This window comes from Kitasatospora putterlickiae, assembly GCF_039527695.1.
Taxonomy (GTDB): domain Bacteria; phylum Actinomycetota; class Actinomycetes; order Streptomycetales; family Streptomycetaceae; genus Kitasatospora; species Kitasatospora putterlickiae.
Genome location: NZ_BAAAKJ010000360.1, coordinates 5,832 through 6,074, shown reverse-complemented (window position 1 = coordinate 6,074; position 243 = coordinate 5,832). Strand labels below are relative to the sequence as shown.

The following is a 243-nucleotide window of genomic DNA, read 5'->3' as shown; positions in this document are numbered from 1 at the left end:
CTGTGAGGGGTGGAGTTGACCGGTACTAATAGGCCGAGGGCTTGTCCTCAGACGCTCGCGTTCACTGTGTGGTTCCCGGGTAGCGAACAGCTATCGCCGGCGAACAAGAAACACTTACCAACTAAAAAGTGTGTTTCGCTGAATACCCGATAGGGTTTCGGTGGTCATAGCGTGAGGGAAACGCCCGGTTACATTCCGAACCCGGAAGCTAAGCCTCACAGCGCCGATGGTACTGCAGGGGGG

The 243-nt window shown here is 56.4% G+C and carries 1 other annotated feature.

Annotated elements, in window-relative coordinates:
• The first annotated feature begins 156 nt into the window (after window positions 1–156).
• Window positions 157–241, top strand: a sequence feature (5S ribosomal RNA rRNA prediction is too short).
• Window positions 242–243 lie beyond the last annotated feature (2 nt).